Source organism: Streptomyces sp. CoH27, assembly GCF_020181035.1.
Classification (GTDB): domain Bacteria; phylum Actinomycetota; class Actinomycetes; order Streptomycetales; family Streptomycetaceae; genus Streptomyces; species Streptomyces camelliae.
Genome location: NZ_JAIQYY010000001.1, coordinates 45,618 through 69,701 on the forward strand (window position 1 = coordinate 45,618; position 24,084 = coordinate 69,701).

General features: G+C 70.6%; 18 protein-coding genes. 9 read left to right on the forward strand and 9 right to left on the reverse strand.

Annotated features, from left to right (window positions below; all coding sequences use genetic code 11):
• Positions 1–47 precede the first annotated feature (47 nt).
• The 4 genes from LE548_RS00185 (at position 48) to LE548_RS00200 (ending at position 2,741) form a co-directional block, all read left to right on the forward strand.
• Positions 48–323 (forward strand): hypothetical protein, encoded by a 276-nt coding sequence (locus tag LE548_RS00185; protein ID WP_225094506.1) that lies wholly within the window; start codon positions 48–50, stop codon positions 321–323.
• A gap of 30 nt (positions 324–353) precedes the next feature.
• Positions 354–1,037, forward strand: a complete 684-nt coding sequence (locus LE548_RS00190) for a hypothetical protein (protein WP_225094507.1) — start codon at positions 354–356, stop codon at positions 1,035–1,037.
• A 210-nt stretch (positions 1,038–1,247) separates the two neighbouring features.
• Entirely contained in the window at positions 1,248–2,087 is an 840-nt protein-coding gene (locus LE548_RS00195) for a hypothetical protein (protein ID WP_225094508.1), read from the forward strand.
• Between the two features lie 108 nt (positions 2,088–2,195).
• Positions 2,196–2,741, forward strand: coding sequence for a PH domain-containing protein (locus LE548_RS00200; protein WP_225094509.1), 546 nt, complete (start codon positions 2,196–2,198; stop codon positions 2,739–2,741).
• Between the two features lie 151 nt (positions 2,742–2,892).
• Here the strand turns inward: LE548_RS00200 and LE548_RS00205 are convergent, their stop codons facing one another.
• The gene (locus LE548_RS00205) at positions 2,893–3,663 is read right to left on the reverse strand and encodes a 3-hydroxybutyrate dehydrogenase (RefSeq protein WP_225094510.1); all 771 of its coding nucleotides are present in this window, start codon (positions 3,661–3,663) and stop codon (positions 2,893–2,895) included.
• Positions 3,664–3,877: 214 nt separating this feature from the next.
• On the opposite strand from LE548_RS00205, the gene LE548_RS00210 reads away from it, so the two are divergent.
• The gene (locus LE548_RS00210) at positions 3,878–5,353 is read left to right on the forward strand and encodes a PHB depolymerase family esterase (RefSeq protein WP_225094511.1); all 1,476 of its coding nucleotides are present in this window, start codon (positions 3,878–3,880) and stop codon (positions 5,351–5,353) included.
• A gap of 199 nt (positions 5,354–5,552) precedes the next feature.
• Complete coding sequence (locus LE548_RS00215; protein WP_374116010.1) at positions 5,553–6,884, forward strand: phosphatase PAP2 family protein; 1,332 nt, start codon at positions 5,553–5,555, stop codon at positions 6,882–6,884.
• A 33-nt stretch (positions 6,885–6,917) separates the two neighbouring features.
• Here the strand turns inward: LE548_RS00215 and LE548_RS00220 are convergent, their stop codons facing one another.
• The 6 genes from LE548_RS00220 to LE548_RS00245 all read right to left on the reverse strand — a co-directional run bounded on the left by LE548_RS00220 (position 6,918) and on the right by LE548_RS00245 (position 14,832).
• Positions 6,918–8,750 (reverse strand): RICIN domain-containing protein, encoded by a 1,833-nt coding sequence (locus LE548_RS00220; RefSeq protein ID WP_225094512.1) that lies wholly within the window; start codon positions 8,748–8,750, stop codon positions 6,918–6,920.
• 82 nt (positions 8,751–8,832) lie between these two features.
• On the reverse strand, positions 8,833–10,569 hold the full coding sequence (locus LE548_RS00225) for an amylo-alpha-1,6-glucosidase (protein WP_225094513.1): 1,737 nt from the start codon (positions 10,567–10,569) through the stop codon (positions 8,833–8,835).
• A 50-nt stretch (positions 10,570–10,619) separates the two neighbouring features.
• Positions 10,620–11,444: a carbohydrate ABC transporter permease gene (locus tag LE548_RS00230; RefSeq protein ID WP_225094514.1), complete on the reverse strand. Its 825-nt coding sequence runs from the start codon at positions 11,442–11,444 to the stop codon at positions 10,620–10,622.
• Positions 11,441–12,421 carry a carbohydrate ABC transporter permease gene (locus LE548_RS00235; protein ID WP_225094515.1) on the reverse strand — a complete coding sequence of 327 codons (981 nt, stop codon included), beginning with the start codon at positions 12,419–12,421 and terminating at the stop codon, positions 11,441–11,443. Before LE548_RS00235 ends, LE548_RS00230 begins: the two co-directional genes overlap by 4 nt.
• A gap of 10 nt (positions 12,422–12,431) precedes the next feature.
• Positions 12,432–13,679: a sugar ABC transporter substrate-binding protein gene (locus tag LE548_RS00240; protein WP_225094516.1), complete on the reverse strand. Its 1,248-nt coding sequence runs from the start codon at positions 13,677–13,679 to the stop codon at positions 12,432–12,434.
• A 139-nt stretch (positions 13,680–13,818) separates the two neighbouring features.
• On the reverse strand, positions 13,819–14,832 hold the full coding sequence (locus LE548_RS00245; RefSeq protein ID WP_225094517.1) for a LacI family DNA-binding transcriptional regulator: 1,014 nt from the start codon (positions 14,830–14,832) through the stop codon (positions 13,819–13,821).
• Between the two features lie 297 nt (positions 14,833–15,129).
• On the opposite strand from LE548_RS00245, the gene LE548_RS00250 reads away from it, so the two are divergent.
• Positions 15,130–18,792, forward strand: a complete 3,663-nt coding sequence (locus LE548_RS00250) for a LamG-like jellyroll fold domain-containing protein (protein WP_225094518.1) — start codon at positions 15,130–15,132, stop codon at positions 18,790–18,792.
• 289 nt (positions 18,793–19,081) lie between these two features.
• Positions 19,082–20,776: a hypothetical protein gene (locus tag LE548_RS00255; protein WP_225094519.1), complete on the forward strand. Its 1,695-nt coding sequence runs from the start codon at positions 19,082–19,084 to the stop codon at positions 20,774–20,776.
• A gap of 15 nt (positions 20,777–20,791) precedes the next feature.
• Here the strand turns inward: LE548_RS00255 and LE548_RS00260 are convergent, their stop codons facing one another.
• Complete coding sequence (locus LE548_RS00260) at positions 20,792–22,405, reverse strand: PLP-dependent aminotransferase family protein (protein WP_225094520.1); 1,614 nt, start codon at positions 22,403–22,405, stop codon at positions 20,792–20,794.
• Between the two features lie 21 nt (positions 22,406–22,426).
• On the opposite strand from LE548_RS00260, the gene LE548_RS00265 reads away from it, so the two are divergent.
• Positions 22,427–23,365, forward strand: coding sequence for a DMT family transporter (locus LE548_RS00265; protein ID WP_225094521.1), 939 nt, complete (start codon positions 22,427–22,429; stop codon positions 23,363–23,365).
• Between the two features lie 371 nt (positions 23,366–23,736).
• On the opposite strand, the gene LE548_RS00270 is transcribed toward LE548_RS00265, so the two are convergent.
• On the reverse strand, positions 23,737–24,018 hold the full coding sequence (locus LE548_RS00270) for a hypothetical protein (RefSeq protein ID WP_225094522.1): 282 nt from the start codon (positions 24,016–24,018) through the stop codon (positions 23,737–23,739).
• Positions 24,019–24,084: the final 66 nt, after the last annotated feature.

The window sequence follows — 24,084 nt, forward strand, 5'->3', positions numbered from 1 at the left end:
TCATTCATGCTAGCTTATGCTCCTCGACTGTAGGGGAGGTCATGACCATGGGGGACACGAACGCACAGGTCGTCCTGCGCCCGAGCACGGGCAAGCGCAGAACGGTGATCGCACTCCTGGTGGCGGGAGACCTGGCTTTCGTGGCGCTCCCGATCGTCGTGGCCTCGATGCAGAGCCTCACGACGGTCGCCGTACTGGCCGTGTTCTGCGCCTTGTCCATGGCCGTCATGACGTTCCTCCTGCTGCGCCTGGCCAACAGCCGGGTCGAGATCGGGCCGGACAGAGTCCTCGTCCATGCCTTCCTTCCCAGGCACTGGAGCTGAGCAACAGCTGAGATGAATGACAAGAGAGACATGACCGAGCACAACGATGTCCCCGCGCCTCCGTCCGGACCGCACCGCGGCCCCCTGCTCCTGCTGCGCCACCCCGCCGTCACCGGCGCCCTCGGCCTCCTCCTGGGACTGGCCGCGGTCGGCATACCCGTTCTGGTCGGCGGCAACGGTGACTCCGCTTTCGGCACGACCAGCAGCGGCCCCCTCCACGCGCCCGCCGACCTGAACGGGTTCACCTCCTTCCCCGACATGGAGCGCGCCCAGGCCACCAACGCGTACCAACGAGTATCGGCGAAGCGGCATGCCATCGAGGACGTCCGCAGCGGACAGCGGTTGTCCGACGACTACGGCGGTGCGGTGGCGGTGGTGCGCTCCTATGCCGACAAGCCGGAACTGAACTTCCTCGATCTGCGGGCGGTCCGCAGCGACTCGCCCAAGCCCTACGTCCCCTACGAGGACCCGGTCGACACCGACACCGCCGTACCGTTCGACCAGTTGCTGACCTACGGGAACGTGTCCTGCGTCGTGATCAACGCATTCACGGCCGCCGGAAGGAAACCCGCCCCGGACAGCGTGACCACGTCCTACTGCCAGCGCAGCGGAGGCGGCCTGACCGTCCAGATCCGCATGCACGGCGGGCCTCTGATCCACCACCCGGACCAGGTCGCAGCACTGGTCGACAAGGCCTGGAGCGACCTGTCCTGACCGGAACCACGCCCTGGCAGCATCCACGAGGGGAGGGCCGAGGCCCAGCGCCGACGGACCATCAGAACGGCCCGCCGACGTCCGCCGATCCCCCGGATCACCGGATCCGCCAGGCTCTCCGACCATCCCCGTTCGGCCGGTGGTGCAACTCTCTCGGTCGAGCGCTGTTCGCGACCGTGGCCGGACAGAACACCTCAGGAGGGGCTCAGGATGACCACAGTGCGGTTGGCCTTCATGCGGCGGACGGGGGAGATGGTCTTCTACGGCTGCATACTGGCCTTCCTGACGGTGATCGTGCTCAGTGAGACCGGCACCGCAGGTCCAGGCACCTGCATGCTGATCGCGGCCGTGATCGTCGCGGTCATCGCCGCGGCGACGCCTCACACCTACTGGCTCCGGGCAGACGCGAACGGCCTCACCATGACGCGGCTGCTCGTCCGGCGCACCTACCCGTGGCCAGCCGTCCATGGACTCACCATGTGGTTCCAGGAGGAGGCGGAAACCGGCGCCCACCGTGTCACCCTCCGGCTACGCCTCACCGATCCCCCGGGACTGAACTGGGGCCCGCTCCTCGGCAAGCTCACAGTCACCGATGACGACCTCCCGCGCGGCACCGAACCCCGCGCCCTCGCCGATCTCTTCGCCCTGTTCGGCACGTACGGCCTGCACGTCGACCGCACCGAGTTCGCCGACGCCGTCCTCGCCGCACACGGCCTCCCCCCTCTCCCGCCCCAGCCCGCCAGGCACGTGCCGACCGGCCCGGTCCCCACACCGCAACAGGCCTACGCCGACGCCCCGAGTATCGAGGATGAGCGTCGCCACCTCCGCACCAGGCCGGCGTTCCCTCGCAAGCAGCGCGAGTACCTGCTGCGCTACGCCGCGATGTCCGACCGGGCGTCGCTCCAGACCGACGACACCGTCTCCAAGGACGTCGTCCGCGCACTCCGGACGGCCGGCCAACTGGCCGAGCACGACCAGGTCGTGGCCGACGGCGACCCTCGTGGATACGTCCGTCAGCAGTACCTGGTCTGGCGCAGCAGGAGGCCGTAGGCGTGCACGAGTCCATGGGCGCGGCGAAGGTTTTCGGAGCCGCCGGGTGGTCCTCCGTTGTCGGTCAGGCAGAGGCGCCGGTCGCATGGCCGGACGTGAGAGCCGGACATGACCGTCCGGCGGTTGCGCCCAGCCGGTCGGCCGACGGCGGAAAGGGAGAGAACAGTGGGCGATGAACATGTCGGGCAGCAGCGCTTCGAGGCGCCGTTTCGGTACCGACGGACGGGCTGGAGAATCCTGATCCTCAGCTCGGCCGCTCTGGTCGGTCTCATCGCCTTCATCGACGCCACATCGACCGACGGCCGCGATCCGGCGTGGATCGCGATCAGCACGATCGGCGTGATCGGTGCCTGCTGCTACTTCGCCGCCTTCGTGGGCCCGATGTGCGGCAGCACCACGGTGGACGCCAAGCGTCTCACCACGCGCACCCTGCTGAGAACGCGCGTGGTCACCTGGCAGGAAGTGCAGTCCTTCAGGTTCTCCCGCAGCAACGGCCTCCACCTCGTTCAGGCGCACCTCCGCAAGGGGCGGCCGCTCACGCTGCCGGGTCTGGTCGCCGAGAGTGCCGGCGACCCGGAACTGAGCTCGCGCCTCGACGAGCTGGCCGCATGGATCGCGGCCCAGGCCGATGCGGCGACCGAGCAGTCCGGTTGAACACCGGCCCGCGCCGCCGAGGGCAGTTCCGCTTTGCCGGTGACGGACGACAAAGACCTGCTCCAGCCGGCCTCGTTGTCCCAGGCGAGCATCCTGGGCACGGCACCCCAGGCCGTCGACAGGGAACGGGACAGGGAACGGATCGGCCCTGTCAGCGGGCAGTCCAGCCGCCGTCCAGGGGGATCGAGCTGCCCGTGACGGAGCCGCTGTGCTCGGTGCAGAGCCACAGGGCCGCCGCGGCGACCTCCGCCGGTTCGATCAGGCGCTTGATCGCGGTGCGGTCGAGGAACACCTGGTCCATCACGTCCGCCTCCGGTATGCCGTGGGCGAGCGCCTGCTGGGCGATCTGTTCCTCGACCAGGGGTGTGCGGACGTAGCCGGGGTTGACGCAATTGCTGGTCACGCCGTGTGCGGCACCCTCCAGGGCGACCACCTTGCTCAGCCCCTCCAGGGCATGCTTGGCGGCGACGTACGCCGATTTGTAGGCGCTGGCCCGCAGGCCGTGCACCGAGGAGATGTTGACCACCCGACCCCATCCCCGCGCGTACATGGCGGGCAGGGTGCGGCGCAGGATGCGGAACGGGGCCTCCACCATCACCCGCTGGATCAGCGCGAAGCGCTCCGGCGGGAACTCGTGGACGGGTGCCACGTGTTGCAGCCCCGCGTTGTTGACGACGATGTCGGAGTCGTCCGGCAGCGTGTCCACGGCCTCGGGTTCGGAGAGGTCGGCCACGACGGCGATGCCGCCGATTCGCTCCGCCACCTCCTTCGCGGCCTCCGCGGCCCGGTCCACCACGTAGACCTCGGCCCCGGCCGCGGCGAAGCCCTCGGCACAGGCGCGGCCGATGCCACTGGCCGCGCCGGTGACCAGGGCCTTGCGGCCCGCGAGGAAACTCTCAGCGGAGTGCTTGGTGCTGTCCATGGCGGAACACGGTAGGGAGGAAGCCCGCCGCGAGACACATGGGTCGGTCACATATTTCCGAGCCATGAGGTGGGTGGCGACACCATGTATGCCCCGACTACATCGGCTGCCGCCTTCCTGGGCGCCCTTCACATATCGCGGTCCGGTCACCGGTCGTACGGTCCGCATCCAGCAAGCCCGTACGCCCCTCTCCCCCACTCATCGGAGCCGCCCCATGCATGCCTCCACCGTGCGCAGAATCTTCAGGCGCACCGCTGCGACCACCGCGCTCGGTGCCCTCGCCGCGGGCCTCGGCCTGGTCACCCCCCTCGCACCCGCCACCCCGGCCGCCGCGGCCTCCGGCACCTTCCAGCAGGTCACGAGCTTCGGCTCCAACCCCGGCAATCTGGCGATGTACGAGTACGCGCCGGCGAACCTCCCGGCCGACGCCCCGCTGGTCGTCGCCCTGCACGGCTGCACCCAGTCGGCGAGCGACTACCACACGCACTCCGGCTGGCAGAAGTTCGCCGACGAGTGGGGTTTCGCCGTGGTCTACCCGCAGACCAGCACGGCCAACAACAGCCTGTCCTGCTTCAGCTGGTTCGACTCCGCCAAGGACACCCGGGACAAGGGCGAGGCGGCCTCGGCCAGGCAGATGGTCGACACCGCCGTGGCGCAGTACGGCTCGGACCGCGGGCGGGTCTTCGTCACCGGCCTGTCCGCCGGTGGCGGCATGACGGCCGACCTGCTGGCCGACTACCCGGACGTGTTCGCCGCCGGCGCCGTCGACTCCGGGCTTCCCGCCCAGTGCGCCACCACGCAGAGCGCGGCCTCCGGATGCCAGTACAGCAGCCAGAACCTCACGCCTCAGCAGTGGGGCGACGAGGTCCGCAATGCATACCCCGGATACACCGGGTCATGGCCGCGGGTGGCGATCTGGCAGGGCACGTCCGACACCACCGTCACCCCGGTCAACGGCACCGAGCTGCGCGATCAGTGGACCGACGTGTGGGGCATCGGCCAGACGGCCTCCAGCACCCGGGCCGTGACGGGCGGCACCACCGAGAGCATCTACGACGACTCCTCCGGCAAGCCCGCTGTCGCCCTCTTCTCGGTCTCCGGCATGACCCACGGCCTCGCCGTGAACCCCGGTTCGGGTGCCGACCAGTGCGGCAGCGCGGGTACCTATTACCTCACCTCCATCTGCTCCAGCTACTACACCGCGAAGTTCTGGGGCCTGGACGGCTCCGGCGGCGGCTCCGGCAGCAGCGGCCTGCCGGCGCCGACCGGGGTGACGGTCACCGGCACCACCGACACCGGCGCGTCACTGTCCTGGACCGCCGTCGCCGGCGCCGCCTCCTACGACGTCTACCGCGACGGCACCAAGACCGGCTCCGCGACGGGCACTTCGTACACCGACACCGGTCTGTCCCCCGGCACCTCCTACCGGTACAGCGTCGCCGCGGTCAGCTCCACCGGCGCCGCCGGCACCCCTTCGACGCCGGTCACGGCGACCACGACCGGCGCCGCACCCCGGTGCTACACCGGCAACAACTACACCCAGGTGGCGGCCGGCCGCGCCCACCAGAGCGGCGGCTACACCTACGCCAACGGCTCCGACCAGAACATGGGCCTGTACAACGTCGCCGTCACCCACACCCTGAGGGAGACGTCCCCGGGCTACTTCGTCCTCGCCGACAGCGGCTGCTGAGCAGACGCCCCCGGGTGAGTCCTGGTCGGCGCAGTTTTCCGCGTCCCAGGGATGTCCGATGCCGCTCGGGGCCCGCTGTCGTGCCGCTCCGATAGCATGATCGACCCCACGACGGGCGTCCTCACCGCTCGTCCTTCACACATCGGCTAGAGAATTGACATCCATAACATCGCGGTTGTTTTCGCGAATCGACAGCAGAATCAAGCCCGCCGGGTGGCGTCAGCCACGAACGCTGCTGTGGGCCACGGCGGGTGCGACGACCGTCGGATTCCTCGTCACGTTGGAAATCGCCGCGCGTCACTACGGGTTGCCCGGGCCGATCACCAATCAGGTGAAAGAGGTGATATTCCCGCCGAAATCGGGTTTCCTCCTGTACGCCAGCATGGCGTTGACGATGGTGGTACTCACCTGGCGGGAGCGGTTCATCGCGGCGGGTGCCGCGATCGGCATCGACCTCGTTGTCTTCCTGGTGCGGTGGGCGCTGGGCATCAGAGTCGCCGACGGCCACCCCTTCGGCAACGGCGCGCTGTGGGTGATCCTTGGCTGCGCTGTCATCGCGGTCACGCGCCGCGCGGGGCGGGAACGGGTCCTGCTGTTGAAGGGTGTCGGGCTCGGCCTGCTGCTGGTGGCCGGCCGCAAGGCCGGCGACATCTGGCTGCTGATCACGTCGAGGACCCGCCCTACGGTGCTCGACCAGTACGCGGCGACCGCCGATCACGCGCTGGGCAACCCGTCATGGCTGGCCGGCCGGATCGTCAGGGCCAGCGGTCCGATCGGCTCCCACGTGCTCGACTACGTCTACATCCAGCTCGCGGTGGCCGCGGTCGTCGTCGCGATGTACCAGCTGCGCCACGTGGCGGTCGAGCGCCGATTCCCGCGCCACCATCTGGTGCGCACCTTTCTGGTCATCGGCCTTCTCGGTCCGGCCGTCTACATGATCTTCCCGGTGGTCGGTCCGGTCTTCGCGTACGGCACCGAAGGCGGGCACTGGGCGGTGGCCGAGGTCTGGCCCCACACACCGCCGCCGGTGCATGCTCCGCACCCCATACCGTTCGACGAGATCACCCCGCGCAACTGCATGCCCAGTCTGCACACGGCATGGGCCACCACCATCTTCATTCATTCCCGCAAGGGCCCGCGCATTCTGCGGTTCGCGGGCACGTTCTGGCTGATCGCCACGCTCGGCGCGACGCTGGGATTCGGGTACCACTACGGCGTGGACCTCGTCGCCGGCGCCGTCTTCGCACTCACCGTCGAGGCGGCTCTGCGCGCGCTCGAACGTGGCTGGGACCGGTCGGGAACACAGCTGGTCGCCCACGGCGCGACGGTCTTCGCCGCGCTCCTGGCGTCCTATCGCTTTCTGCCGTTGGAGATGGCCCACCATCCGTGGGTGTCCGGACCACTCGTCGTTCTGGCGATGACCTCGGTGGTTCACGGCTACGTACGGACCACCACCCTGTGGGAAGCCACGGCACGCGCCACCGGCCCCCGGGGTGCGGTCCTCGTCACCCCGGAGACGGTGTCCCCGTGACGTCACCGAGGGAGAGGTAACCGGCCACGGGCGTCAGCTCTTGCCGGACAGCCGCCAGATCTGGTTCTTCTTGGCGCTCAGGGCACTGGCCGGGTCGCAGGTCCACTGGTGGACGAGGGCGCCGGCCGAGGTCGAGATGCCGCTGACGTCGACGCACTTGCCGCTGTGCACGGCGGTCAGCTGGTAGTCATTGCTGTTGCCGAGCGCGGTGACGGGGTTGAGGGTGAACTGCTGGTTGGTGCCGCCGTTGCAGGTGTACTGGATGACGGCGGCGCCGTCGGCGGTGGATGCGCCGGAGACGTCGAGGCACTTGCCGCTGAGCTCGTTGACGACGGTGTAGGTGTTCGTCTTGCCGCTGACCGGCTTGAGGTCGAGCATCTGCTGGTAGCCGCCCTCGCAGTACCACTGCTGGTACTGGGTGCCGTCGGCGGTGCTCAGATTGGTGTCGTCCAGGCACTGCCCGCTGTTCTCGCTGACCGCGACCGTCGAGACGGTGGTGTTGGACGGCGGGAGCAGGGTGATGGTGTAGCCGTCCGTGGCGTTGGTGTAGGGGAGGGTCACCGAGGCGGCGTTGCTGCTGACGGTCAGGTCGGTGTCGGAGACGGTGGTGGGTCCGGCGACGCCGTTGCCGTTGGGGAGGCGCTGGATGACGGCGCGGACCTTGCCGTTCTCCACGACCGAGGTGGTGTCGAGCCGGTTGAGGTTGACAGTCACGTTGCCGGTGTTGCCGTTGCTGCCTATGAGGATCTTGGCGTTCTCGGCGGTGTTGTCCTTGGTCGCCAGGCCGTCGGTGTTGGTGCCAGGCACGAGCTTGACGACATTGCCCGTCTGGGAGCCGTAGTAGCGGTACATGAACCATTCACCGCGCGGCAGGTACTGGCCGGCGCTGTTCTTGGTGAGCAGGTTGGCCTCGTAGTCGTGCAGGGCGGTGCCCGACGCCCAGTTGCCGCGCAGGCCGTCGACGCCGGCCCGCTCCAGACGGCTGATGTACCAGGCGCCGCCGCCGGGGGTCTGCTGGACGCGCGTGGCGTATTCGTTGATCTGGTACGGCCGTTGATTGGTGAGGCCGTAGGAGGCGAGCAGGCTGTCCATGGCGCTCGCGTCGGCGACGGGGTCGCCCGCCTCGGCGTGCCAGCTCCAGATGTCGGGGACGGCCTTGTTGGTCTTGACGTAGGGCAGGTACGCCTGCCACCAGGTGTTGTTCTCGGGGTGCTGGGAGTAGCTGGGGCCGACGATGAGCTGGCCGGGGAAGTTGGCGCGGACGGCGGCGTAGAAGCGGGACCACATCTGGAGGTACTGGCTCTCCGGCCGCGGCCAGAATCCCTGGCCGTTGGGCTCGTTCCAGAGGTCCCACTGGACCGTCATGTTGTTGGCCTTGACGTCGGAGAAGAGCTGGTTGACGAAGTTGTCGAACTGGGTCCAGTCGCCGTTGTCACCGGGGAAGGGCTGGGTCGTGGTGCTGTCAGCGCCCCACAGGTCGTGCGGGAGGAGGATGAAGGTGCCGCCGAGCGCCTTGGTGCGCTTGTACTGGGCGAGGGTGGCGTTCCAGCGGGTCTGGTAGTCGGCGAGGCTGGTGCCGTAGCCGCCGCTGTTGAGCTGGGCGCCGCCGGCCCGCATGAAGTGCCACTTGATGTCCTTGAAGAAGTGATCCTGCGGGAGCGAGCCGTTCGGCGTCATCCCGTAGATCATGCCGGAGGCCCGGTAGGTGGGGGCACCGCCGGCGGTGGCGAAGTCGACGGTGACGCTGGTGTCCGCGGCCTGGGAGGGGGCGGCGGGCACCAGGGTCGAGGCCAGGGCGGCCATGAGGACGGCGACGGAGGAGATCGCTCGGCAGCGAGTGCGGGTCGTGGATCGTGGAGGGGGCATGGGCGACTTCATTGTGCGGCTCCTGGGGGGAGGAGGTTGACCGGGGCCCGTCCGGCCCCGGGGCTTCGTGGGAGGCGGCCGCTCAGCGGCTCTCTCGGTGTGCGTGTGCTTCGGCCAGCAGGAGGTAGCTGCTGGCGGTCCAGGTGTAGGCGCGGTCACGCAGGCCCGTACCGGTGAGTGCGTCGAAGTTCTCGGCGAAGCCGTGGGTCTCGCACAGGGAGCGGAACCGGGCGCTGATGTCGTCCGCCAGCTGGTGGTGGCCGGCGCGGCGCAGGCCGTCCTCGACGAGGACGGTGGCGGGCGCCCAGACCGGGCCGCGCCAGTAGCCGTCGGCGAGGTAGTGCGGCGAGGTGGTCAGCTCGGTGGCCAGGCCGTACGGCGTCAGATGGGCCGTGATGCGGTCGGCCAGCGCGCTGCCCACCTCGTCGGGCAGGAGCTCGCCGAGCACTACGGGCATCAGGTCGAGGAGGCCGGCACTGCTCCAGGTGTCCCCGGTCGCGACTCCCCGGGCGACGAACCTGTCTGTGGACCAGAGCTGGTCGAGCAGTGCCGTCAGCAGTTCCTGGGCCGCTCGCGTCCATCGGCTCGCCTCGTCCGGTCTGCTCAACTCTGTTGCCAGTTCGGCGAGTTCCCGGAGCTGGAGGACGAGGAAGGCGGACAGGTCGGCCGTGGCGACCACCCGCTCGGGGTCGAAGACCGTGGCGTTGTCCCAGCCGCTGTCGTTGCCGTGCTGGTAATGGGCCAGTTCGGCCCCGGGCGCTCGTCGTGCGGCGAGCCAGAAGGCGGTCCAGCGCTCCAACCGGTCGTACGTCCGGGCCAGTTCGGCCTGGCTGAGGGGCGTCGGCAGGCGGCGGCGCAGGTGGCCGAAGGCCCAGCCGTGGATGGGGGGTTTGACGAAGTTGTACAGGACCTCGGAGTGGGTGACGGAGTCGGGCAGGGCGCCGCTGTCCTCCTGGTGGTCGAAGGGGAGCGCGAACTGGTCCAGGGCCAGTTCGGGGCAACCGGGCGCAAGGGCGAGGGCGTTGAAGCAGTGGTCCCAGCTCCAGACCTTGTCCATCCAGTGCTTGGACATCAGGACGGCGGGCCGGGTGACCAGCCCGGTCGGTCGTACGGTCGCCGACCAGAGGACGTAGGCGGCGAGTTCGGCCGCCGGGGTGGCGGACGAGCGCCAGGGGGCCACCGCCTCGACGAAGTCCGCGAACGCGCCCTGTGCGGACGCCGCGATGTCGTCGAAGGTCGCCGAGGACGTGTACGGCGGGCGGGCGGTGTCGAGCTCCTCGATCGCGATCTCCCAGGCTCCGTCCGTCTCCGCGGTCACGGCGATACCGCGGTCGGCACTGCCCAGGGACTGGGCTCCGGCCGCCTCGGCGATGGCGCCGGACAGCACGGTGACGCGGTAACGGCGTCCGGTCTCGTACGACGTGAACACGTGCGCGTCCGCCACCGGATCACGGAAGAAGTACGTTCCGCTGAACGGGGTGAGGGTCCGCGCGGCGGCGAAGACGCCGATGTCCAGGCCGCTCCCCCGCAGGCGTACGGTGTCCGGTGACGCGTAGGCGAGGTCGATGTGTCCGCTCGTGCCGGTCCAGCTGAGCAGTCCCGGTGTCGCCTCGATGCCGGTCTCGGCGCGGTCGCCCGCCGTCGGGTGCAGGGCGACCAGGCGCAGGACGGCGTGCATGCCGTTCTGGTGCGAGACGAGGTGGAGGTCGTCGGCGTACGTCTTCTCGGCCACCACGGGCGAGATGCCGAACCAGGATCCGTACGTGCTGAACGGGATGTCGTGGACGGAGAAGGCCGGGCCGGATCGGGCGGCGGTCATGAAGTGCAACTCGTTTCCCGAGCACAGGGACTCGAACGGAGGAAGGGAACTCAGTCCTTGACGGCACCGGCGGTCACGCCGGCGGCGACGTAGCGCTGGGCGAGGACGAGGATGACCGCGGCCGGCAGCGAGGCCACGACGGCGGTGGCCATGATGGCGTTCCACTCCTGGTTGTTGTTGCCGATGTAGTGGTAGATGCCGAGGGTGATGGGCTCGTGGGCGCCGCCGTTGACGAGAGTGCTGGCGAAGACGAAGTCCGACCAGGACCACAGGAAGGCGAACAGGGACACCGTGACGACGGCGTTGCGGCTGATCGGCAGCACGACGGACCAGAAGGTGCGCAGGGCCCTTGCCCCGTCCACCTGCGCGGCCTGGAGCAGTTCCGCGGGGATGCCGGACATGAACGCCGTGAAGATCAGGACTGCGAACGGAACGGCCAGGGTGGAGTCGGCGACGATCAGGCCGGGGACGGACTGGAGCAGGCCGAGCTGGAGGTAGATGGCGTAGAAGCCCATCGCCATGATGATGCCGGGGATCATCTGGGCGGCCAGCAGGACGAAGTTCAGGATGCCGGCGCCGCGCGGGCGCAGCTTGGCCAGGGCGTAGCCGGCGGGGGCGGAGAGGGCGACGGTCAGGGCGACGGTGCCCAGGCCGATGACGAGGCTGGTGCCGAGGTAGGGCAGCTGCTCGTCGAGGACGGTGCGGTAGCCGGCCAGGGTGCCGTGCAGCGGCAGCAGGTCCGGCGGGCTTTTCCGCATGTCCTGGTCGCGGGTGAGGGAGACGTTGAGCATCCAGTAGACCGGGAAGAGCATGATCCCGGTCAGCAGGACGCCGATCGTGGTCTTCACCCACGTGCGCTTGCCGCTTCGGCTCATGACAGCGCCTGCCTTCTCTGCGCCCGGACGTAGACCAGGCCGAAGACCAGGGCGGCGACGACGAGCAGGTTGCCGACGGCCGCGCCGGGGCCGAAGGCCGGCAGGAGGTTGCCGAAGCCGAGCTGGTAGGACCAGGTGGCGAAGGTGGTGGACGAGTCCGCCGGGCCGCCCTTGGTCATGATCCAGATGATGTCGAAGACCTTGAGCGTGTAGACCAGCCCCAGGAGCAGGGTGATCGCCGACACCGGGCGCAGCAGCGGGAAGGTGACGCGCCGGAAACGCTGCCAGGCGTTCGCCCCGTCGAGGGCGGCTGCCTCGTACAGGCTCGCGGGGATGGACTGCAGGCCGCTGTGGAGCACCACCAGGTTGAAGGGGACGCCGATCCAGATGTTCGCGATGATCACGGAGGTCAGCGACCACGAGGGCGAGGTCAGCCAGTTCACCGGTCCGATGCCGACGGCGTGCAGGACGGCGTTGACGACGCCGGATTCGCTGTTGAGCATCCACGACCAGGTGGAGGCCGAGACGATCAGCGGCAGCAGCCAGGGCACCAGGAACAGGGCGCGCAGGGTGGCCGACAGCCGGAAGTGCTGGTTGAAGAAGACGGCGAGGGCGAGCCCGATGGCGTACTGGAAGGCGAGGCACACGGCGGTGAACACCGTGGTGTGGAGCAGGGCCGGGGCGAACGTCGGGTCGTCGAGGACGGTGCGGTAGTTCTTCAGGCCCGTGAAGGGCGCGTCGCCCTGGACGAAGGAGCGGACGGTGTAGTTCCGCAGGCTCAGGTCGATGTTGCGGTACAGCGGATAGGCGTAGAAGAGGACGAGGTAGAGGGTCACCGGGGTGAGGAATCCCCAGGCGGCCCACTGTGTGGAGGGGCGCCGGCGGCGCTGCTCGCCGCGGGCCGGGGACGGGGCGGCGACCGCCCCGTCCCGGGCGGGCGTGGAACGGTGATCCGGCAGATGTGTCGTCTGTTTCATCGGGCCCACGTCACTTGACCGCGGCCTGCGCCGAAGTGAGCGCGTCCTTGGGCGACTTGGATCCGCTGAGTGCGGACTGGACGGCCTTCCACAGCTGCTCGGAGATCGTGGGGTACTTGGTGCCCAGGTCGTCACTGGTGCGGCCCTTGGCCGTCCTGACCGCGGCCACCCACGGCTTCAGCCCGGAGTCCGCGGCCACCTGCCGGTCCTGGACCTCGCTGGTGGGGGCCACGTAGGACAGGGTGGTGTCCGTGGTGTAGAGGTTGTCGGTGCTGGTCAGACAGGTCACGAGCTTCTGGGAGGTGGTGTAGCGGCCGGTGTCCTTCTGGACCGGGACGGTGACGAACTCGCCGCCGGTCGGGGCCGCCGCGGTGCCGCCGTCGGTGCCGGGGATGGGCAGCACCCCGTAGTCGAGGCCGGCCTTCTTGGCCCCCGCGAGCTGCCAGGTGCCGTTCTCGCTGAACGCGTAGTCGCCACTGGCGAACTCCTGCCAGCTGGTGGTCTGGGTGTTGTTGAGCACCGAGTTGGGGGCGTAGCCGTTCTTCAGCCAGCCCTGCCAGAGGGAGAGGGCGGACACGGCCTGAGGGGAGTCGAGTTCGGTCAGCTTGGCTCCCGAACCCCAGAACCAGGGCAGGAACTGGAAGCTGCCCTCCTCGGTGCCGATCGCCGAGAACGTGATGCCCTTCTTGCCCGCCTTCTTGACCTTCTCCAGCGCCGCTGTCAGCGACGTCCAGTCCTTGACCGTGGCGATGTCCACCCCGGCCTCCTTCAGCACCTTCTTGTTGTAGTAGAGGGCGAGGGTGTTGGCGCCGATGGGCGTGCCGTAGGTCTTGCCGCCCGACTGGCCGGCCGCGAGCAGGTTGGGGTCGGTCTTCGAGGTGTCCAGCTTGTTGTCCTCGGTGGTGGTGAGCACGCCCGCCTCGGCGAGGGTCGAAACCACCGGGTTGTCGACGATGAGGACGTCCGGGGCGTTGCCCTGCTGCGCCGCCAGCAGCGTCTTGTTGCCCAGGTCGCTGGTGTCGAAGGCGGTTCGCTTGATCGTGACTCCCGCCTTGGTGCCGCACTGGTCCAGCAGCTTGGCCCACGCCGAGCCCTTGTCGAACTGCGGGTACGGGTCCCAGACGGTGTACGTACCGCTGTCGGCGCCCGCGGTGCCGCTGCTGCCCGAGCCGGAGGAGCAGGCGGTGGCGCCGGCGGCCACGGCCAGAGCGGTGAGGGCCGCCGCGGTCAGACGGCGGTGTCTGGAGGAGCTGTTCATCGCGGGTTCCTTTGTTCTTGGCATGCGGGTGCCGAGGACACGGGGTGGTGGGGCGGAAAGGGCACGCCGAACAGCGCCGGTGAGCGAACGGGTGATCGGCGGGTGACGTAGGTGCGAGGGGGTTGCTCGTGCGGTGCGGTCAGGACTCCGTAGCGGGCCCGGTGCTGGCCCGCAGCGAGATGGGGGGTGCCAGGAGGTGGTGCCGGGGCGGGGCGTCGGGATGGCCGAGCCGTTCCACGAGGAGTTCGACGGCGCGCCGGCCCATCTCCGCCGCCGGTACGTCCGCCGCCGTGAGCTGGGGGGTCACCGTCTCCGCCCAGCGGCCGGCCACGACCCCGGTGACGGAGAAGTCGCGCGGCACATGGCGGCCCGCCTGGGCGAGCCCTCGGTAGAGTCCGCCCAGCGCGGCCTCGTTCAGCGTGACCAGGGCTGTGGTGGCCGGGTCGTCGTGCAGGATCCGCTCCAGGCAGGCCTCGCCCGACGCGGCATCGTCCCCGCAGCAGTACGTCCGCACCGTCAGCCCGCGCTCGGCCGCGGCCTTGGTGAAGCCGTCCAGGCCCCGGTGCGCGGACTCGTACCCCGCCCGCAGCAGCTGTTCGGGACGGTTGACGAAGGCGACCCGGCGGTGGCCGAGGTCCGCCAGGTGGTGGACGCACGCCGCCGCCAGCGCGGTGTGGTCCAGGCCCACCCACCAGCCGTTCTCCGGACGGGCGGTACGTCCGATGGCGACGGCGGGGAAGTCCAGCGCGGCCAGGTGATCGACCCGGTCGTCGGCCAGCCTGATCTCCATCAGGATGGCACCGTCGACCCGCCGCTCCCCCAGCAGCCGCTGGAACGAGCGGTCGCTGTCCACGCCGCTCGGGGACAGCAGCACGTCGTAGTCGTAGGCCGCGGCGGCCTCCACCACGCTGCCGATGAAGTCGAGCTGCATCCCGGTGTAGTGATTGCCGGCCGGCGGGAACACCAGGCCGATCGTGCTGGTCCGGCCGTTGGCCAGGGCACGTGCGCTGGCGTTGGGACGGTAGCCCAGCTCGTCGATGACCTGCTGGATCTTCCGGCGGGTGTCGTCCGAGACCGGGCGCTTGCCGCTCAGCGCGTAGGACACGGTGCTGCGCGAGACACCGGCCCGCCGGGCGATCTCACCGATGTTCACGGTGACTCCTTGCTCGAACCGGTTCGACACTTCGGAAGGGGAGAGGCCGCCGGTCGTGTGGATGCGGGAGGGGATGAGAAGCGAAGGTAGGAACTGCCCGGGCACCTGTCAACACCCCCTGGTAGAAGACTTCTTCACCCGGAGGGGAGATCGCAAGAACCTCCCGTCGAAGGGATTGCTCGTCGGAGTGCCCGGTGCTAGCTTCGCGAACCGGTTCGACGCAATGATCCTTCGACGCCCGTGTTCCTCCGCCACCCCGGCCACGCCTTCCGTACTCAAGGATCGAGGACCTCATCCATGGCATCCGCTGACAGATCCGCCCGGCGCCGGGCCCCGGCCGCGGTGGCGCTGGCTCTCGGCACGGGCCTGCTGGCCGCACCGGCCGTCCCCGCGCAGGCGGCCGAGGTGCCCCGGCCCGCCGCCCACTACACCTTCGACCAGGACGACCTGACCTCCGGCACCATCAGCGACAGTTCCGGCAACGGCCTGACGGCGACACTGGTGAACGGCTCCACCGCCCGGTCCGTCGAGGGCGCGGACGGCGGCAGGGCGCTCGCCCTGCCCGGCGGGGCGTCCGCCTCGGACGGCGCATATGTCCGGCTGCCCCGCCAAGTGCTGGGCGACGCAAGCGACTTGACGGTCTCGGCCCGCGTGAGGTGGAGCGGTGACACATCACCCTGGCAGCGGATCTTCGATCTGGGCACCGACACCACCAAGTACCTCTTCACCACCCCGTCCAACGGCGACGGGGTTCTGCGCACCGCCGTGACCACCGGCGGAGGGGGCGCGGAGGCCCAGGTCTCCGGGTACGCGCCGCTCCCCGCCGACGCCTGGCGGACCGTCACCGTCACCCTCGACACCGCCGCCCGCCGCGTCACCATGTATCTCGACGGCGTGGCGGTCTCCTCCGCCGAGACGTCCGTCAGGGCCAAGGACCTGCTGGACGACGCGGCCACGGCGGGCGGCTACATCGGCAGGTCCTTCTACCAGGACCCGCTGCTCAAGGGCGCGATCGACGACTTCACGGTGTGGCACGCGGCGCTCAGCCCCGAGCAGGTGGCCGGTACGGTCGGCGCCGTGCCCACGCTGCGGCAGCTCTCGCAGACGTCGTTCGAGGCCCGTACGACGACGGGGACCGCCCCGCCCCTCCCGGCGGCCGTCCGCTCCTCCTTCTCCGACGGCTACGACCGTGACACGCCGATCGCCTGGGACGCCGTACCCCCCGAGAAGTACGCCCGGCCGGGAACCTTCACCGTGGCCGGAACCGCGGCCGGGCGCGCGGTGCAGGCGACCGTCACCGTGGTCCGCGAGGGCGAACTGACCGTCGACCTCGGCTCGGACACCGGCGCGTTCCACGGCGGCGCCTCCGGCACCCTGTACGGGGTGTACGGGCCGGGCGTCCCCACCGACAACCTCATCGAGGGCATGGGCCTGCGCACGGTCTCCACGAAGGCCCAGGACGGCCCGCAGCACCCCGGTGCCGACGCGCTGGAGGTGGTGAAGCCGCTGGCCGACTCCACCGACGGCGACGTGTACATCTACATGACCGACATCCACCGGGGGTTCCCGTACGAGTGGCCGGGCGGCACACCCCAGGAGAAGCTCAAGCTCTACGAGGAGAAGATCGCCAAGCAGGTCGACCAGGTACTCCAACTACCCGCGCGATACCGGAAAAACATCGTCTTCGTGCCGTTCAACGAGCCCGAGGGCAATATGTTCGGCACCGGCGAGTGGAGCTACGACAAGGTCAGCTGGCTCACCGACCCCCACGAGTACTTCGCGGCCTGGGACGAGGTCTACAAGCTCATCAAGGGCAGGATGCCCGGCGCCCGCATCGCCGGGCCCAACACCAGTGTCCTGTACGACCAGGTGAAGGGCTTCCTCTCCCACACTCTGGCCGCGGGCACCCTCCCGGACGTCATCACCTGGCACGAGCTGAGCCACCCGGAGGCGGTGCGCCAGAGCGTCGCCAAGTACCGGGCGTGGGAGAAGGAGTTGTTCAAGGGCACCGACAAGGAAGGCACGCGACTCCCCGTCAACATCAACGAGTACGCCTTCAACTACCACACCTCCGTCCCCGGCCAGATGATCCAGTGGGTGTCCGCGATCGAGGAGTCCAAGGTGGACGCCGACATCGCGTACTGGAACATCGACGGCAACCTCTCCGACTCCGCGGTGCAGTCGAACCGCGGCAACGGCCAGTGGTGGCTGCTGCATTCGTACGCCTCGATGAGCGGCCACACCGTGAAGGTGAACCCGCCGTTCCCCGGCGAGAACTACACCATGCAGGGCGTCGCCACCCTGGACGAGGACAAGCGGCAGGCCCGGCTGCTCTTCGGCGGCTCCACCGGCCGAGGTCACATCACCTTCGCGGGCATCCCCAGGAAGCTCTTCGGCGACCGTGTGCACGCCTGGGTGAAGGAGATCGAGTGGACCGGGCAGATCGGCGACAGCTCGGGCCCGAAGCTGCTCACGGAGACGAACCTGAAGGTCGGCGAGGACGGCACGGTGAGCGTCGGCTTCGGCGACGGCGCGCTGCCGAGGCTGAAGGAGTCCTCGGCGTACGAGATCGTCCTCAGCCCGGCCGGACAGGCCAAGGGCACACAGGCCCCGCCGGTGCGCTGGCAGGCGTCGTACGAGGCGGAGGACGCCGCCCACACCGGGTCCGGCTACTCGAAGAACGGCCCGGAGGGCTCGACGCGCGACGTGTCGAAGTTCTACACCTCGGGCGGTTACGACGTGGGCGGCCTGCGCACCGGCTCGGACGTCACCCTCGACTTCACCGTGGACGTGCCCGAGGCCGGCACCTACGACCTGAGCGTCTTCGCCAACTCCCTCAACACCTACGACAAGGTCAAGGAGCAGGGCCCCACCAACGTCTTCCTGCGGGTGGACGGCAAGACGGACAGCGAGCAGGAGCTGTATCTGCCGCTCGGCTACAAGTGGGTGGTCTGGGACCACACCGACACCGAGGTCCGCCTCGCCAAGGGCACACACACCCTCACGCTGGCCGCCAAGAGCCTCGACGGCAGGCGTGCCACCCAGGGCGACGCCATCGTCGACCGCCTCACCCTGTCCTTGCCGGACGCGGCGGCGGCCACCCAGGTCTACGAGGGCGAACTGGCCTGGCTGGGCGGCGGGGCACGGCCCGTCTACGACCTGCCGAAACACATCGGAACCCCGGCGACCGGCTCGGGCGCGGCAAGGCTCCCGAAGAGGGGGACCGCCACGTTCTGGGTCTACTCCCCCGCCGACCGCGAGGCCACCCTCAGGGTCGACACGCTGGGCACCGCGGACGCCCGGCTCTCCGTCAACGGACACGACGTACTGCACGTCACTCACGGCCGGCACGCGGTGGCGGTCTCGCTCTCCGGCGGGATCAACAAGGTGACGGTGACCGGCGGTTCGTCCACCACCCTCGTCGACCGTCTCACGGTCACACCCACCGGGGGCACGCTCACCACGCGGACGTACGAGGCGCAGGACGCCGAACTCACGGGCTCGGCCACCCTCACCCCGCTGTCCCTGGCCACCGGCGGCACGGCGATCACCGGTATCGGCGGCGACCCCGGCAACGACAACACCGCGGCCTTCACCGTCGCCGCGGACCGCACCGGCCTGTACGCGCTGCGCATCCGCTACTCCAACCCCGAGCAGTCCCAGGCCACCCACTACAACCCCGACCCGCTCGCCCGGCACGCCGACATCAGCGTCAACGGCGGCGAGACGCAGCGCGTCAGCTTCCCGCACACCTTCCACCAGAACGACTTCTGGGAACTGACCGTCCCGGTCCAGCTGAAGAGGGGCCGGAACACGATCGCCTTCCGCTCCGAGGAACTGCCGAACTTCGACGGCACCACGTACGCCTCGGACTCCTTCCCCGGCATCCTTCTCCGCTCCCGCTACGCTCCGCTGATCGACCGGATCACCGTGGCGCCGTATGCGCGGGAGGCGGGATGAGGTGAGGCCGGCGCGGCTCCCTTTCCACGCGAGCAGGGAAGGTCCGCGCCGGCCGCCCCTTGAGCCGTCGGACGGTGCCGGTCACGCGGTCCTCCGGAGGACCGGCTCACCTGTCCCGGACGGTCACGACGGCGGCGTAGGTCATGTCGAAGGGGCCGTCGTTCTGCACCAGGCGGCCGGCGTCGGCAAGGGCACGGCCGACACCGCACCGCACAAGTGCGTGCCCGCCCTGCAAGACGCCGCGCGAGCCGGGTGGTGTTCGCGCCGCCCTCCGCTAGGGTCGGTTCGTATGCGCTACTACGACCTCGGCAGCCACGGCCGGCGCGTGACGACGTCGTCCGCCGAGGCACAGACATGGTTCGACCGCGGGCTGAACTGGACCTACGCCTTCAACCACGAAGAAGCCGTCCGCTGTTTCGAGGCCGCCGTCGCGGCGGATCCCGGCTGCGCCATGGCCGAGTGGGGCCTGGCCCACGCGCTCGGTCCCAACTACAACAAGCCCTGGGAGTTCTTCGACGAGCAGGACCTGGGGCGGACGGTGGAGCGTGCGCACGCCGCCGTGCAGCGGGCCCAGGCGAAGGCCGCCGGTGCCACCCCGGTCGAACAGGCCCTCATCGGCGCGTTGCGGGCCCGCTACCCCCGGGCCCAGGCACCGCACGCCGAGGACTGTTCGGTGTGGAACGTCGCCTACGCCGACCGCATGCGAGCCGTCCATCGCACGGCCCCCGACGACCTCGACGTGGCGAGCCTGTACGCCGATGCCCTGATGAACCTCACGCCCTGGCGGCTGTGGGACATCCGCACGGGCGGGCCGGCCCCGGGCTCGCGCACCGCCGAGGCCAAGGCGGTCCTTGAGCGGGCCATCGCCACGGAGGCGGGCACTCGGCACCCGGGCCTGCTCCACATGTACATCCACCTGATGGAGATGTCCCCGACGCCCGAGGCGGCCCTGCCGGCGGGCGACCGGCTGCGCGGGCTGGTGCCGGACGCCGGCCATCTCCAGCACATGCCGTCCCACCTGGAGGTGCTGTGCGGCGACTACCGCCGTGTCGTCTCCGACAACACCGAGGCGATCGCGGCCGACGAGAAGTTCCGCACCAGGGCCGGGGCGATGAACTTCTACACGCTGTACCGGTGTCACAACTACCACTTCAAGATCTACGGCGCCATGTTCCTCGGCCGCTTCCAGGTCGCGATCGACACGGCGGACCGGCTCGAAGCGGCCGTACCCGAGGAACTGCTGCGCGTGGACAGCCCTCCCATGGCGGACTGGCTGGAGGGCTTCCTCGCGATGCGGGTGCACGTGCTCATCCGCTTCGGCCGCTGGGACGACATCCTGAGGCTTGCGATGCCGGCCGACGCGCGGCTGTACTGCGTGACCACGGCGATGCTGCGGTACGCACGCGGGGTCGCTCTGTCGGCCCTGGGCAGGATCGAGGAGGCCGCCACCGAACGTGCGCTCTTCCGCGATGCGGTCGCCCGAGTCCCCGAGTCCCGGACGTTGTTCAACAACACCTGTGCGGACATCCTCGCGATCGCCGCGCACATGCTGGACGGCGAGCTGGAGTACCGGAAGGGGCGGCACGAAACGGCCTTCGCGGCACTGCGCCGGTCGATCGAGCTGGACGACAGCCTTCCGTACGACGAGCCGTGGGGGTGGATGCAGCCCACCCGGCACGCATACGGCGCACTGCTCCTCGAACAGGGGCTGGTCGCGGAGGCCGAGGCCGTCTACCGCGCCGACCTCGGGCTCGACGACACCCTGCCCCGCCCGCTGCAGCATCCGGGCAACGTCTGGGCCCTGCACGGCCTCCACGAGTGCCTCGTGCGGCTCGGCAAGGAGGGAGAGGCACAGATCGTGGCCCAGCAGCTGAAGATCGCCTCAGCGATGGCGGACGTACCGATCGAGGCGTCCTGCTTCTGCCGTCAGGACACCGATGCGGGTGCCCCGGCCCGACACGGGTGTTGCGCCGGAGAGCAATAGCCTTCGAGGCCGGTCTCATGGGAGAAGGCCGCGCAGGGCCGTGCCGATGGTGGCGATGCCTTCGTCAATCTCGTGGACGGGGCCTGCCGCATAGCCGAGGACCAGGCCTGGCGGTCCGGGGTTGATCCGGTGCCAGGACAGTGGGTGCGCCTTGACGCCCCGGGCGAGCGCGGCCGCGGCCAGATCGGTGTCGCGGAGGCCGCCGCCGTGGGCACCTCGCCGCGCCTCGCCGAAGGTGACCATCAGGTGCAGGCCGGCGGCCGCCCCGTGGACGCGGGCGCCGGGCAGGTGCTTCTCGATCGCTCGCAGCATCGCGTCCCGGCGTCTGCGGTGGCGCAGCCGGACATGGCGCAGGTGCCGTTCCAGCTCACCCGAGTCCATCAGGCGAGCGAGGACGAGCTGGGTGAGGATGCCGTTGCCGAGGTCGGCGTAGCGTTTGGCCGTCACGAGGGCGTCCAGCCGGTCCGCCGGTACCAGGAGCCAGCCCACCCGGAGTGCGGGCGCGAGCAGTTTGGAGACGCTGCCGGCGTAGCAGACACCGTCGGGCAGCAGCGAGCGCAGCGCCGGCACCGGCGGGCGGTCGTAGCGGTGCTCGGCGTCGTAGTCGTCCTCGATCACGACCCCGCCGTCGGCCGCCCAGCTCAGCAGTTCGCGGCGGCGTTCCCCGTCGAGGACGACTCCGGTGGGGAACTGGTGTGCCGGGGTCAGCACCACCGCCCGGGCGCCTCCGGCACGCAGCGCCGCGACGTCCAGGCCGCCCGCGTCCACGGGGACGGGCACGATCTCGTGTCCGCTGTACTCCAGTTGCTGGCGCGCCCCGAGCGAGCCGGGGTCCTCGACGGCGATGCGCCGGATCCCGTCCGCCCGCAGGAGCTGCCCGAGCAGGCCGAGGGCCTGGGCCACACCCGCGACCACCACCACCTCGTCCGGGTCGGCGCGGATGCCGCGGTTGCGGGCCAGCCAGCCGACCACGGCCCGGCGGAGGGCGGGGGCACCCCGGGGGTCCCCGTAACCGAAGTCGGCAGGGGTGACGGCCCCGAGGACAGCGCGTTCGGCGCGCAGCCAGCCGGCGCGGGGGAACGCGGCGAGGTCGGGGACGCCCGGGGAGAGATCGATGCGGCAGGGCAGGGCGCGCAGCGCGTCGACGACACCCTCGCGGTCGACGTTGCCGAAGAATGCGGGGCCGGCCCCGGACTCCTTGGGCGCGGAGCCGGCTGCGGGCCCGGGTTCCGCCGTGTCGCGGGCCCGTTCACGGGGCGTGGCGGGGGCCGCCACGACCACCGTGCCGAGCCGGCCGCGACCGGCGATCTGACCGGACTCGGCGAGCCGCCGGTAGGCCTCGGTGACCACGCCCCGGGTGACGCGCAGTTCCCCGGCGAGCACGCGGCTGGCGGGCAGCCGCGCTCCGACCGGCAGCCGGCCGTCGGCGATGGCCGACCGCAGCCTGTCGGCGAGCCAGGCGGTGCGCCCGCCGGGCGGCGCCTGACCGATGTCCAGCTGGAGGAAGTCCGAGCCGACGGCCGCTCCTGAGGCCCGCGTGCGGTCCCCCGAGCTGTCCGCCGCCGTCGCCGGGCGTGGATTTTTGGACCCCTGGGCCGGGGGCATGGTGGACCTGTCCATGACGTCCATGGTGACGGCAGCGTAGGCGGTATGGAAACACCTTCCGCATCGTTCGCCCGGCTCGTGCCGGGCATGGCCGGGATGACGCTGGTCGGCAGCAGCGTCACCGTCTCGCGCACCCTCGTCGACGCCCCGCTGTTCACCGGTCAGGCGATCCGGTACGCGGCCGCGACCGCGATCCTGCTGGTCATGGCCCGGCTCACCGGTGCCCGCCTGATGTGGCCACGCGGCCGGGAGTGGCTGTGGCTGGCCGGGATCGCGGTCACCGGACTGGTGCTGTTCAACGTGGCCGTGGTCCGCGGTGTCGCGCACGCGGAGCCCGCGGTGGTCGCCGTCGCGGTGGCATGCGTACCGGTGGTGCTCGGGGTGGTGGGGCCGGTGCTGGAGCGGCGCAGGCCGAGCCGGCAGGTCCTGCTGGCCGCACCTGTCGTCATGGCCGGCGCGGTACTGGTGGAGGGCACGGGCCGCACCGATGCCGTCGGGGTGGCCTGGGCGGTGCTGGCCCTGGGCTGCGAGGCCGCGTTCACCCTGCTCGCGGTGCCGGTGCTGCGCCGGCATGCGCCGTGGGGCGTGTCCGTGCACGCGACGTGGCTGGCCGCCGTGCTGCTGGCCGTTCTCGGCGTGACGTCGGAAGGACCGTCGGCCGCACGGGAGTTGACCGGTGCTCAATGGGCGGCCGTCGGTTATCTGGCGTTGATGGTGACGGCGGTCGCCTTCGTCCTGTGGTACTCGACGGTCCGCGCCGTCGGGGCCGGGCGAGCCGGGCTGCTCACCGGCATCGCGCCGCTCGCCGCGGCGGTCGTCGGCGCCGTCTCGGGCAGCGGTGCGCCCAGGCCGTCGGTGTGGCTGGGCATCGTCGTCCTGGTCCTCGGCCTGGTCGTCGGCCTGCGCCGGCGCCCCCGTCCCGCGCAGGAGGTCCCGGCCATGGAGCGCCCGGCCACGGCCACGGCCGCTCCCCCACCCCTGTAGCGACTCCGGGACGAGCCCTTCGAACGCCGGCGGCTTCGAGCACTCCGGTGACGTGAGTGCGTCGCACATCGGGCCTCACCTGCGGTGCCTGGCCCGGCAGCGGCTCCGATCCCGGCCATGTGGTGGTGGCACGCGCGGCAGGGTGTCCGACGTGGCACCCCCGCCCGTCGGCCCGCCGGTGCCCGTCCTCGTCGTGCACACCGGACGGTCGGCGATCCGCGATGGCCGGCGGACGGGGCCGCGTGGCCGGAGCCGTTTCATGCCGGGGAGGCGCTGGTCGCTCCGGCCGGCTGCGCGGCCGCGCCGGCAGGACGACGTGGAACTGCTGCTGCGGTCAGACGCTCTTCCCCCACAGCGGCTGCACCGCCCGCTCAGCCGCGACCACGGCCCGGCCGGGTGGACACCGGCGGCAGCGGCCGCCCGCCGGGCCGCCGCCGTCCGTCTCCGACGTCCCCAGCACCGCCCTCGCCCGCGGGTTCGGTCCTGCGCAGGGCCGGTTCGACGTCGCGGAGCGTCTGGCCGAGCACGCTCGCCCGGCGCAGGACGTCCGCGCGCGGACCCGCCCCGCAGGCCTGCCTGTCCTCCCGGGTGATCTCCCGGGTGCGGCCGGTGACCCGGCCGAACGGGCCCTGAGCCGCCGGACGTCCTGCCACAGCACGTGGTACGGCAGCTGGTCGGGATGCAGGTCCATGTGCGACAGCCCTGCGCGCCGTCGCGTC

Bases quoted from the DNA above. Each gene is read 5' to 3' on its own strand.
- LE548_RS00190 (WP_225094507.1), top strand. From the start codon at position 354: ATGACCGAGCACAACGATGTCCCCGCGCCTCCGTCCGGACCGCACCGC.
- LE548_RS00185 (WP_225094506.1), top strand. From the start codon at position 48: ATGGGGGACACGAACGCACAGGTCGTCCTGCGCCCGAGCACGGGCAAG.
- LE548_RS00230 (WP_225094514.1), bottom strand. From the start codon at position 11,444: ATGAGCCGAAGCGGCAAGCGCACGTGGGTGAAGACCACGATCGGCGTC.
- LE548_RS00195 (WP_225094508.1), top strand. From the start codon at position 1,248: ATGACCACAGTGCGGTTGGCCTTCATGCGGCGGACGGGGGAGATGGTC.
- LE548_RS00235 (WP_225094515.1), bottom strand. From the start codon at position 12,421: ATGAAACAGACGACACATCTGCCGGATCACCGTTCCACGCCCGCCCGG.
- LE548_RS00220 (WP_225094512.1), bottom strand. From the start codon at position 8,750: ATGCCCCCTCCACGATCCACGACCCGCACTCGCTGCCGAGCGATCTCC.
- LE548_RS00200 (WP_225094509.1), top strand. From the start codon at position 2,196: ATGACCGTCCGGCGGTTGCGCCCAGCCGGTCGGCCGACGGCGGAAAGG.
- LE548_RS00265 (WP_225094521.1), top strand. From the start codon at position 22,427: ATGGAAACACCTTCCGCATCGTTCGCCCGGCTCGTGCCGGGCATGGCC.
- LE548_RS00250 (WP_225094518.1), top strand. From the start codon at position 15,130: ATGGCATCCGCTGACAGATCCGCCCGGCGCCGGGCCCCGGCCGCGGTG.
- LE548_RS00260 (WP_225094520.1), bottom strand. From the start codon at position 22,405: ATGGACGTCATGGACAGGTCCACCATGCCCCCGGCCCAGGGGTCCAAA.
- LE548_RS00205 (WP_225094510.1), bottom strand. From the start codon at position 3,663: ATGGACAGCACCAAGCACTCCGCTGAGAGTTTCCTCGCGGGCCGCAAG.
- LE548_RS00225 (WP_225094513.1), bottom strand. From the start codon at position 10,569: ATGACCGCCGCCCGATCCGGCCCGGCCTTCTCCGTCCACGACATCCCG.
- LE548_RS00255 (WP_225094519.1), top strand. From the start codon at position 19,082: ATGCGCTACTACGACCTCGGCAGCCACGGCCGGCGCGTGACGACGTCG.
- LE548_RS00240 (WP_225094516.1), bottom strand. From the start codon at position 13,679: ATGAACAGCTCCTCCAGACACCGCCGTCTGACCGCGGCGGCCCTCACC.
- LE548_RS00210 (WP_225094511.1), top strand. From the start codon at position 3,878: ATGCATGCCTCCACCGTGCGCAGAATCTTCAGGCGCACCGCTGCGACC.